Below are 10,116 nucleotides of genomic sequence, written 5' to 3' on the forward strand. Positions count from 1 at the left end.
GTTCGATCACGTTTTGCAGATCGGCAGCGCCCAGCGTGGCCACCAGCGGCTTGCGCTTGAGTGCTTCCGCCTCGCGCACCAGTTTCTGGTCGAATGCCAACTCGGCCTCCAGACGCATGACCTGGCTACGGGTCTTGGCGACATAGCGATGGGCAGGCTCCCAAATGGCGAAATAAAGCAGCGTGGATAGCACGGCCACAGCCATCACCCCCAGCATGCGCTGTTCGCGCAAACTCAGCTGACGGTAGCGGGCAAGGACACCCGGTATTAATTGCGCCATCTCAAGGCTCCCTAGTCAAAATCCACTCGCGCACACCGCCCTCGCCGCTACGCTTATTCAGGGCGATACCGGCACCAGCCAGCTGGGTTCGCATTCGGGCAAACGTCTCGTCCGGTAAAGCCGGTGCCTGTAGCGCCACGCGCCCGCCCTCGCTCTCTAGCACACTCAGGCTCAGCGTATTGCCGCTCGCTTCACCCAGACGCGCCATCAGATAAAGCGCATCGTCGCGCACTGCCTCGCCACGCTCGGCACGCAAGCGGTCCACGGCACGCAGCAGCGGCAAGGCGCTGGCGCCGGGCAGGGCCTGTGTACCCAGCAGCGGCTGGGTCAGGGTACGAATATCGCTACTCAGGCGATGCTTGCGCCAGGCCAGCATCCCGGCCTCGCCCAATAGCAGCGCCAGCTGTGCCGCGATCAGCACGGCGACAATCAGCCCGCTGCTTTTCAGCGCCGGTGCCCATGCACGCCACAGACGGTTGGAGGCCAGTTCGCCGCGGGCAAAATCATAAGGCGTAGCACCACGCGCGGTCTGCCAACCGGCAGCCTCCGTCTTTTCCTGTGCGATGTCAGCCAGGGCGGCAACGTCACCACACAGGCGCTGCGACTCGGGCGCGCCCTCGGCCAACAACCTTGCCGCCAGCGCATCGCCCACCACCCCATCCGGCAACACGCAGGCCTGGGTATGCGAGCGGCGCAGAATGCGCCCGCCTGCCGCTCGCGCCAGTACCCATTGCCCCGGCAGCGGCTCGGGCACACACATTTCTTCCGGCAAAATACGGTCCGGTGCACGCCCCAGTTGTTTAAGCATGGCAACAGCACGGCGTAGCGCAAAAGCTTCAGTCACCGCCACCGCATTCAGGCCGCCGGCCATGCCGCCCAGCGCATACAGATTGGCGGCCGGGTCACCGGCCAGCTGCTCTTCCAGCGCAAAACCGGCTGCCGCCAGCTGCCGCTCGCGACTGGCCTGCGGCAACTTGATGCGGGTAAACAGGGTCTGTCCGGCAGGCAGGATCAGCTCGGTACTATTGCTTTTGGGCCAGTGAGCAGGCGCATCGTCGCCCGCTTGCAGCTGTTCGCCACTGGTGGCGATCAAGGCCCAGGCAAGTCCCGGCTCGCTATCCGGCCAGCTCGAACGCAACATCAGTCGTAGAACAGTCATGGAGTTTCTGTATTGGGGCCGGTCGCACCGGACAAGACACGCGTGCCGCTGAGCACCCGTCCGTCTTCGCGCCATACCAGCCGTGTGGTAAATGTATTGCGCTGGATCAGCGCAGCCACGCTCAGGCGCACCGCGGCCTGACGCACCTCGCTTTGCAACAGGAAATACTGGCTGGCCGTCGCCAGCGCCACCCCCTCGGGCAATTGTGCCCGTGCCGGCAGGCGTGCCTTGAAATCCGCCTCGTCGATAAAATGGTTGTCGACGCGCTGGTTGATCACCCCCTGCAGTTCGCCGGCACTCACCCCCTGCACCAGTGCGCGCATCAGCGCCGGTGTCGCCGTATTGACGTTAATGGCAACAGGCATAGTCTCGGGCAGTGCCACTACCTGCGCAGCCAGCGTGGCCATGACCTCGGGGGTATAGCCCTCGACCCAGGCCAGCTGGCCGGCACGCTGCAGCGGCCGGTTGGCTGCGCGGTAAGGCGGGCGCAAAGCCAGATAGTCGGCCGATTCGGCACCGGCTGCGCGCTTGTCTTCATCGGCATCCAGATAGTCGGCCAGCGTATCGGCCAGCATATCGGGCAATTTAAGCTCCGCGAGCAAGCGCCGGTACAGCGCCAGTTGCGGCTCCAGCACCGCGCCGCCCCGCACCAGGCCATTCAGATTGAAACGCCCTTGCGCATCGCTCAGTTCGCCGCGTACGTCCACACCCTGCGCATCGGTCTTGGGCAGCGGCTGCGCCCACAATTCGGACAAGGCATCGACCGACGAGGTCTCGCCGTCATAGCGCAAAATCTCCACCGCCCACGCCAAGCCCCCATCGGCTACCAGCCGCGTCTGCGCGCGCGCGCGGTCGGTATCGACCTGACGCAGCCACAAGCCCTGTTGCCATAGCACCAGCGCCGACACCGTCGTCGCCAGCGCTACGATCAGCAAGGCCATGACCACCGCCATCCCCTCTTGCCCATGCTTCATGGCAGGCTCCACAGCCGCCGCAGCGGCTGGCCAGCCGGCAGCGTCAGCGTCATCACCAGCGCACGGGCATCGCCCGCCGGCATACCCGGTGCCGGCCAGCGTTCCATCTCGCGGCCGTCGGCCAGCATTACCGCAAAGCGCACCGGATAGCCTGCGCCCAGCAGGCGCTCACGGCGCGGCTCGGCATCCAGACCCGCCAGCGTAGAGGCCCATTGCAGGCCGTTTTCGTCGGCGTAGTAATAACGCAGTTCGCGCCCCTCGGGGCTTTTGCTGCTGTAGCCTGCCAGTTGCAGCGTTTGCTTGCCGTCTTCGTCTTCCAGCAGCAAGGCCGGGGCCGACATATCCGCCACCACGCCGTCACGCGCCAGCCGTCCGACATCGGTTTCGACACGACGCATCACCCGTGCCAGGCCTATCCACTCATCCGACAGGCTGACCAGATGCTCGCGGGCAATCAGCAGCGAGGAAAAGGCCTTGTAGCCCAGCACCGACAGGATGGCCAGCAGACTCATGGCCACCAGAATCTCGATCAGGGTCATGCCGCGCGCAAGCTTAGGCATCAGCGCGGCCTCTGCACGTAGCCGGTCAGTTCGGCCAGCGTATACGTCCCGCCCTCGCCCGGCAGGATGCGGATCACCACGCGGCGGAAATTGGGATTGGGGGTACCGCTGACATCGCGCTGCCAGCGCAAGGCGGGCTGGCCGCTGGCAAGCTTGATCCCGCCCGAGCTACCGCCTACGGCCGGCCATTCGCGCAGTGCCTTGATGGTCTCCAGCCGGTTTTGCGCCTCCCAGTTGGCCAGCATGCGCAGGCGCATCGCCTCGCTATTATCGGCGGCAAGGCCGGCCGAACGCAGCAAGGCGGTCAGCGCAATGGCCAGAATCGCCAGCGCAATCAGCACTTCAAACAGGGTAAAGCCGCGCGCATGCTTCATGGCGCAGCCTCCGGGCTCATGTCCTCCACGCGGGCAAACCCAAGCGCAGACAAACTCACTTCCACCCGACGCCCACCGGCCTCCACCGCCAGCAACAACTCGCTGGCACGCCCGTCCTGCCACAGGGGCAGCACCTCGCCCGGCGTGACAGGCGCGCCGTCGATGCGCGCGCCCCCGGAAACGATGCCGTCCGGCCAGCGGTGCTCGGCAAAAAAGTCCTCGCCGGTATCCACAAAGCGGCCGTCATCGGCTTGGCGGCGAAAACCGTAGCCGGTGCGCGTCCACACCAGCACCAGCGGGTCACCCATTTCGGCGGCATCCGCCGCCTGCTCTATCACCCGCGACAGGCGCACCGCCTCGTCCCCCATCACGCGATGGGTGTCGGGTGTCAGCGACAGCGTCACCATGGACGCCAGTACGCCGACAATCACCAGCACCACCATCACCTCGATCAGGGTGAAGCCGTGCATGCGCGAAAGCGGCATGGCTTACTGCTGCCAGTTACCGATATCGCCATCCGCACCTTCGCCGCCGGGCTCGCCATCGGCCCCCAGACTCCAGATATCGATCTCGCCATGGGTGCCGGGGCTGGTGTACTGGTAAGGATTGCCCCACGGGTCCAGCGGCAGGCGCTCCAGATAGCCACCGGGCTTCCAGTTTTTCGGCAAGGGCGCGGCCGCCGGCTTTTCGCTCAGCGCCTTCAGGCCCTGCTCGGTGCTCGGATAGCGCATATTGTCCAGCCGGTACAGCTTGAGCGCCTGCCCCATGGCGTTGATGTCCTGCTTGGCGGCCACGGCACGCGCCTCGTCCGGCCGCCCCATCAGCTTGGGCACCACCAGCGCGGCCAGAATACCCAGAATCACGATCACCACCATGATTTCGATCAGGGTGAAACCGCCTTGTTTGCGTCTTGCCATTGTGAAGTTCCTCGGGTGTTGAATTCGGGAGAGGTGCGCGGCCTCAGCGCACCATCTGGTTCATGTCGATAATCGGCAGCATGATGGCCAGCACGATCACCAGCACAATGCCGCCCATCAGCAGGATCAGCAAGGGTTCCATCAGCGTGGTAAAAGTGGCGACCCGGCGTTCGACTTCCTGCTGCTGCTGCTCGGCGGCGCGCTCCAGCATGGGCGCCAGAGTCCCGCTGGCTTCGCCGCTGGCAATCAGGTGGATCAGTACCGGCGGAAACTGGCGCCGGGCAGCCAAGGCCCGCGACAGCGGCACCCCCTCGCGCACCCGCGCCGTGGCTTCGGTCAGCGCCTCCTGCATCGGCAGCAAGCCCACCAGACCCTTGGCCGTCTCCAGTGCATTCAATAAGGGCACGCCGCTGCCGGCCAGGATAGCCAGCGTACTGGCCATACGCGCGGTATTGATGCTGCGCAGCATGCGCCCGATCACCGGCATGCCCAACAGACGCACATGCACCATGCGTTTGAAGCTGCTGTTTTGCAAGGCGCGCCAGAAGCCATAGCCTGCCAGCGCCGCACCCAGCCCCAGAGCCCAGCCCCAGCTACGCAAAAAATCGCTACTGGCCACCAGCATGCGGGTGAGCAAAGGCAGGGTCTGCTTGGTCTGGGCAAATACGGTCACCACCTGCGGCACCACATAAGTCATCAGTCCGACCACCACCAGCATGGCCACCACCGTCACCACCGCCGGATAGGCCAGCGCCAGCGTCACCTTCTGCTGCAGGGCCTGACGCTTGACCAGATAATCGGACAGGCGCGCCATCACCGTGTCCAGATGGCCGCTTTGCTCGCCGGCTTTCACCAGGCTGATATACAAGGGGCCGAACACCGCCGGCAATTTGGCCAGCGCCTGCCCCAGACTCTGGCCTTCCATGATCTCGCTACGTAGTACCGACACCACGCTGCGGGTGCGCGGGTTTTCACTTTGTTCGGCCGCCGCCAGCAGCGCTTTTTCCAGAGGCAGACCGGCCAGCAGCAGGGTCGACAATTGCTGGGTAAACAGCGCCAGCTCAGCATTGGGCAGGCTGCGCGGCTGAATGCCGCTCTTGCCCCCTTCGGCGGCAATCTCCAGCAAGGTCAGCCCGCGCTCGCGCAGCAAGGCACGCGCCGAACGGGCCGAATCGGCCTCTATCACACCTTTTTCTTCAGCGCCCTTGTCGGACAGGGCCAGATAGCGGAATGCAGCCATGGTGTGCCCTTAACTATTCTTGGTGATGCGCAGCACTTCTTCGAGCGAGGTTTCGCCGGCACGGACCCAGCGCAAGCCATCATCGCGCAGTGAACGCATGCCGCCTTGGGCCGCATACTCGCGCATGTCCTGCTCGGATGCGCCCTGATGCACCATGCGCTGCAGGCTGTCGTCCACCACCAAGAGCTCGTAAATCCCCAGCCGCCCGCGATAGCCGCTCATCGCGCAGGCCGGGCAACCCACCGGCCGGTAATGCACGATTTCGGATTCACCTTCTAGCGGCAGCGCATGCACGGCCTTGCACGCCGGACACAGGCGGCGCACCAGACGCTGCGCCATCACCCCCAGCAGGGACGAGGCCAGCAAAAAAGGCTCGGTACCCATATCGACCAGACGCGTGACCGCACTGGCGGCATCGTTGGTGTGCAGGGTCGCCAGCACCAGATGGCCGGTCAGCGAGGCCTGCACCGCGATCTGCGCCGTCTCCAGATCGCGGATCTCGCCTATCATCACCACGTCCGGGTCCTGACGCAAAATGGCACGCAGCGCCTTGGCAAAACTCATGTCTATCTTGGGGTTGACCTGGGTCTGGCCGACACCGTCCAGCTGGTATTCGACCGGGTCTTCCACCGTCATGATATTGCTGTGGCGCGCATCCAGCCTTGAGAGCGCCGCATACAGGGTCGTGGTCTTGCCCGAGCCGGTCGGGCCGGTAACCAGCAGGATGCCGTGCGGCTGGCGGATCAGCCTGTCCACGGCCGCCAGCGTATCCGCGGCCATGCCCAGCGTTTCCAGATCCAGCCGGGTTGCATCCTTGTCCAGCAAACGCATCACCACGCGCTCGCCGTAGCTGGTGGGCAGGGTCGACACCCGTACATCCACCGGCCGGCCGGCCAGACGCAGCGAGATGCGTCCATCCTGCGGAATGCGCTTCTCGGCAATATCCATCTGCGCCATGATCTTGATGCGCGACACCAGCGCCGCATGCAGCGCACGGTGCGGGCTGGCCACATCGCGCAAGCTGCCGTCCATGCGAAAACGCACCAGCGAACGATCCTCGAACGCCTCGATATGAATGTCGGACGCCTGCTCCCTGAGCGCCTGAGTCAAGAGCGCATTGATCATGCGGATGATAGGAGCGTCGTCATCCGCCTCCAGCAGATCTTCCACTGCCGGTAGCGAATCTATCATCTGCGACAGATCGATATCCTGGCCGATGTCGTCTACCGCATCGGCATTGTGGCCATCAGCGTAAAGCGCGGCCAGACGCTGGTCGAATGCAGTGCGGGTCAGCGCCTCCACACTGGCAACCTGCCCGTATTGACGCAGCACCTCGGCCCAGGCGGCATCCCTTGCCTCAGGTGCAAGCAGCAGGCTGCGCCCGGCGGCGCCCTCGATGAGCAACACACCGTTGCTGCGGGCAAAGGCATACGGCAGCAGCGGCTTGTCGATGAGGGTACTCATGGTTTGAGCGCAACCTCCGGCTGCTGCTCGACCCAACTATCCAGCTCTGACTTCAAACTATTGGACGGCACCGCCTGCAAGGCGGTTTGCGGGTCCAGCGACAGTTTTTGCGTCCCCACCTTGCGGCTCTCGCCCAAGAGGAAGTCATAGCGATCCCCCGCCACCGAACGCGCGCGCGCATCGTCGCGGATAATGGTCGGCTTGAGGAATACCATCAGATTGCTCTTCTTGCGCGTCTGGGTCTTGTACTTGAACAGGTTACCGATAAACGGGATATCACCCAACAGCGGTACCTGATTATTGCCGTCGGACACCGTTTCCTGTATCAGCCCGCCCAGCGCGATGATATTGCCGTCCTGCACCGACACCATGGTCTCTATCGAACGGGTATTGGTAATCAGGCCCGAAGGGCTGGTCACCGAGTTGGGATCTATCGATGAGGCTTCCTGATAGATTTTCATGCGTACCATGCCGCCTTCGGACACCTGCGGTGTCAGTTTCAGCGTCAGCCCCACATCCTTGCGCTCGAAAGTCTGGAACGGATTGGCCGCGCCATTGCTGGCGCCGGTGCTGGAATATTGCCCGGTCAGGAACGGCACATTCTGGCCGATAACGATCTTGGCTTCCTCGTTATCCATGGTCATCAGGTTAGGCGTAGACAATACATTGCCCTTGGCCTGGGTTTCCAGCGCCCGCGCCAGTACACCCAAGTTCAGGATTTCACCCAGCCCCGGGATATTCACCGTGCCGTCGATCAGGCCGATATTCAGCCCCCCCGAAGCCGCCAGTTGCCCCAGCACCGAGTCCTTGCCGCCGTCACCCAGCGAAGGCGACAGCGAAGTACCGAGAATACTGCTACCGGAACCGGGGAAGTTGGTGCCGATAAAACCGTTCTTGCCTGCTGCCTGCCACTGCACCCCCACTTCCAGCGTCCGGTCGGCCGCCACCTCGATAATCAGCGCCTCGACAAATACCTGCGCCCGGCGCTTATCCAGAAGATCGATCACGCCGCGCAAATTCTGGTACATGGTGTCCGGCACATTCAGGATCAGTGCGTTATTGGCCGGATCGGCCTGCACCATGGCACCGGTACCCGACACCGTATCGTCCTGCGCCCGGCTGGATGAAGTACTGCCGCCGCCACCGGTGTAAGCCGAACCCGATGCGCCGCTGCTACTGCTGCCCGAGGGCGTGGAGGAGGCACTCGTGCCGGATGTCGTGCCCCCACCCAGCGACGATGCGCCGCCCAGACCGCCGCCTTCACTGGTGAGCAGGGTACGCAGCACCTTGGCCACCTGCACTGCCTCGGCATTTTTCAGGTAGACCACGCGCACATTGCCGCCGGCCTGCGACGGTTTGTCCAGCATCTTGAGCAGGCTTTTCACCTTGCCCATTACCCCCGGCGTATCGGCCCGCACCATGATCACATTGGCGCGCGCGTCCGGAATCAGCGTCACCTTGCCGGCCTCGTTACCGCTAGCCTGCATCAGTTTGGACAGCATGCCGGACAGCTCGATGGCCGAGCCGAACGCCACCGGCAGCACCGCCACATCGCCCGAGGCGGCACTCTCCACCGACTCGATAATCGACTCGATGCGGCGGATATTGTCGGCGTAATCAGTCACTACCACCGCATTGCCCTGCGCCATGGCGGTCACGGTATTGTTGGGCGAAATAAGGGGGCGCAGCACCGGCACCAACTGGTTGGCGTTGGCATTTTTCAGCACGAACACCTTGGTAATCAGCCTGTCGACATCGGTACGGCGCGGATTGCCGGCGCGCGCATGCAGCTTGGCATCGGCCTCGGGGACGATTTTCACCACCCCGCCCGGCCCTTCTACCGCAGCGAAGCCCTGCATGCGCAGGCTGGACAGCAGAATCTGATAGGACAGTTCGCGCGGCACCGGCTTGGCCGACACGATATTGATCGTGCCCTTGACCCTGGGGTCGAGCACAAAAGTCTTGCCGGTGATATCACCGATCGCCTGCACCACCACCGGAATGTCGGCACCAACAAAATTAAGCATCACCGGGTCGGACGGCGCGGCATAGGCACTGCATTGAAAAGCCAGGGCGAGGGAAGCAGCAAGACGGGCTAAGCGCATAAGGGGCACTCGGGTCACGGTTGGGTAAACGGCGGCGGCCGGCGCAAGATATCCGTGCGGGCTGAAGTATCGGCAGGCGCACTGGGTGACGGAATAGCGGACGGCGACACAAGATGGGACGGCTCGCCCTCGACGGGTACGGGGGCAGACTCCGCTACCGGGGCATCCGTCACCGCAACGACAGGAGGCGGCATGCTGGCGGAAGCGGTAGCAGGCTCGACCATCCCCGGCAGCACTTCAGCGCGCGACAGTGCAAACTCCTGCTCGGCGCCGGCACGGCCTACCCGTATGCTGCGCGGGCCGACTGACAACAAGGTCCAGCCGCCGGCACTTTGATGGCCGACACGCAAGGCCTGCGCACCCTGCCCCTCATCGATAATGGCAAAGTCGCTCAGCACACTACCCGAGGCATACACCCCGATCACCTTCAATACCGGTGCTGCAGCCTGACTGCCGGCAGCCAGCGGCTCGCCAAACCAATGCAAGGCAGCCACACGGCCGGCATCGGCCACCGGCGCCGGCTGCGACAGCGGCTTGAACTGCTGCGGCGCTGGCGCCAGCCAGCCGGAAATCACCGCACCCAGCCAGAACAGGCCTAACAAGCCTATGGCGTAAGGCAAGCCGCGGATAATCAAACCCGACCAGCGGTCAACACCACCAAACCGCCGTATTTTAGCTAGCGCCATTCCGTAGTCTTTATTCCATATAAATTTCAAGGGTAGACAATTACATCTGCCGCCACAAGCCGCAACAGCCAACGCAGCGTGCACCTTTAAGATGCGGAATGGCGTGGCAGGCTACCATTATCACACCCCATGCGCATAAGCATTTAAGCGGAATAACAAGCCTACCCTATCAAAAAATATTCATAAACAATATTTTTTACATAAAATTGTTAAGGAAAGCACTGCATGTATCTGGGTAAAATTTCGCTTACCTCGACCGAAGCCATATTCTCTCTTTCCACCTGTAGGGGGATGCAGAAATTCTTCGCGCTGCAGAAATGGCTGCCCTATGATTAGCGATCAAAAAATCGAAGTCCA

At 63.3% G+C, this 10,116-nt stretch carries 11 protein-coding genes; all 11 read right to left on the reverse strand.

Features of this window, described 5'->3' with window-relative positions; genetic code table 11:
- On the reverse strand, positions 1-280 hold a 280-nt coding region (gspM, locus tag ACRC1E_RS11120), incomplete at its 3' end, for a type II secretion system protein GspM (protein WP_438515163.1).
- Position 281: 1 nt separating this feature from the next.
- Positions 282-1,439, reverse strand: a complete 1,158-nt coding sequence (gene gspL, locus ACRC1E_RS11125; RefSeq protein WP_438515164.1) for a type II secretion system protein GspL — start codon at positions 1,437-1,439, stop codon at positions 282-284.
- Positions 1,436-2,413: a type II secretion system minor pseudopilin GspK gene (gene gspK / locus ACRC1E_RS11130; protein ID WP_438515165.1), complete on the reverse strand. Its 978-nt coding sequence runs from the start codon at positions 2,411-2,413 to the stop codon at positions 1,436-1,438. The genes gspL and gspK overlap by 4 nt, the downstream gene beginning before the upstream one ends.
- Entirely contained in the window at positions 2,410-2,973 is a 564-nt protein-coding gene (locus tag ACRC1E_RS11135; RefSeq protein WP_438515166.1) for a PulJ/GspJ family protein, read from the reverse strand. Before ACRC1E_RS11135 ends, gspK begins: the two co-directional genes overlap by 4 nt.
- Positions 2,973-3,347, reverse strand: coding sequence for a type II secretion system minor pseudopilin GspI (gspI, locus tag ACRC1E_RS11140; RefSeq protein ID WP_438515167.1), 375 nt, complete (start codon positions 3,345-3,347; stop codon positions 2,973-2,975). The genes ACRC1E_RS11135 and gspI overlap by 1 nt, the downstream gene beginning before the upstream one ends.
- A complete protein-coding gene (locus ACRC1E_RS11145; protein ID WP_438515168.1) occupies positions 3,344-3,832 on the reverse strand; it encodes a prepilin-type N-terminal cleavage/methylation domain-containing protein in 489 nt (162 codons plus the stop codon). Before ACRC1E_RS11145 ends, gspI begins: the two co-directional genes overlap by 4 nt.
- Before the next feature lie 3 nt (positions 3,833-3,835).
- Positions 3,836-4,264, reverse strand: coding sequence for a type II secretion system major pseudopilin GspG (gene gspG / locus ACRC1E_RS11150; RefSeq protein WP_438515169.1), 429 nt, complete (start codon positions 4,262-4,264; stop codon positions 3,836-3,838).
- A gap of 43 nt (positions 4,265-4,307) precedes the next feature.
- Positions 4,308-5,504, reverse strand: a complete 1,197-nt coding sequence (gspF, locus tag ACRC1E_RS11155) for a type II secretion system inner membrane protein GspF (RefSeq protein ID WP_438515170.1) — start codon at positions 5,502-5,504, stop codon at positions 4,308-4,310.
- 9 nt (positions 5,505-5,513) lie between these two features.
- The gene (gene gspE, locus ACRC1E_RS11160; protein WP_438515171.1) at positions 5,514-6,968 is read right to left on the reverse strand and encodes a type II secretion system ATPase GspE; all 1,455 of its coding nucleotides are present in this window, start codon (positions 6,966-6,968) and stop codon (positions 5,514-5,516) included.
- Entirely contained in the window at positions 6,965-9,073 is a 2,109-nt protein-coding gene (gspD, locus tag ACRC1E_RS11165) for a type II secretion system secretin GspD (protein ID WP_438515172.1), read from the reverse strand. The genes gspE and gspD overlap by 4 nt, the downstream gene beginning before the upstream one ends.
- A gap of 14 nt (positions 9,074-9,087) precedes the next feature.
- Entirely contained in the window at positions 9,088-9,759 is a 672-nt protein-coding gene (locus ACRC1E_RS11170; protein ID WP_438515173.1) for a hypothetical protein, read from the reverse strand.
- Between the last annotated feature and the right edge of the window lie 357 nt (positions 9,760-10,116).

This window comes from Craterilacuibacter sp. (genome assembly GCF_051659485.1).
GTDB lineage: Bacteria > Pseudomonadota > Gammaproteobacteria > Burkholderiales > Chromobacteriaceae > Craterilacuibacter.

Bases quoted from the DNA above. Each gene is read 5' to 3' on its own strand.
- gspL (WP_438515164.1), bottom strand. From the start codon at position 1,439: ATGACTGTTCTACGACTGATGTTGCGTTCGAGCTGGCCGGATAGCGAG.
- gspK (WP_438515165.1), bottom strand. From the start codon at position 2,413: ATGAAGCATGGGCAAGAGGGGATGGCGGTGGTCATGGCCTTGCTGATC.
- ACRC1E_RS11135 (WP_438515166.1), bottom strand. From the start codon at position 2,973: ATGCCTAAGCTTGCGCGCGGCATGACCCTGATCGAGATTCTGGTGGCC.
- gspI (WP_438515167.1), bottom strand. From the start codon at position 3,347: ATGAAGCATGCGCGCGGCTTTACCCTGTTTGAAGTGCTGATTGCGCTG.
- ACRC1E_RS11145 (WP_438515168.1), bottom strand. From the start codon at position 3,832: ATGCCGCTTTCGCGCATGCACGGCTTCACCCTGATCGAGGTGATGGTG.
- gspG (WP_438515169.1), bottom strand. From the start codon at position 4,264: ATGGCAAGACGCAAACAAGGCGGTTTCACCCTGATCGAAATCATGGTG.
- gspF (WP_438515170.1), bottom strand. From the start codon at position 5,504: ATGGCTGCATTCCGCTATCTGGCCCTGTCCGACAAGGGCGCTGAAGAA.
- gspE (WP_438515171.1), bottom strand. From the start codon at position 6,968: ATGAGTACCCTCATCGACAAGCCGCTGCTGCCGTATGCCTTTGCCCGC.
- gspD (WP_438515172.1), bottom strand. From the start codon at position 9,073: ATGCGCTTAGCCCGTCTTGCTGCTTCCCTCGCCCTGGCTTTTCAATGC.
- ACRC1E_RS11170 (WP_438515173.1), bottom strand. From the start codon at position 9,759: ATGGCGCTAGCTAAAATACGGCGGTTTGGTGGTGTTGACCGCTGGTCG.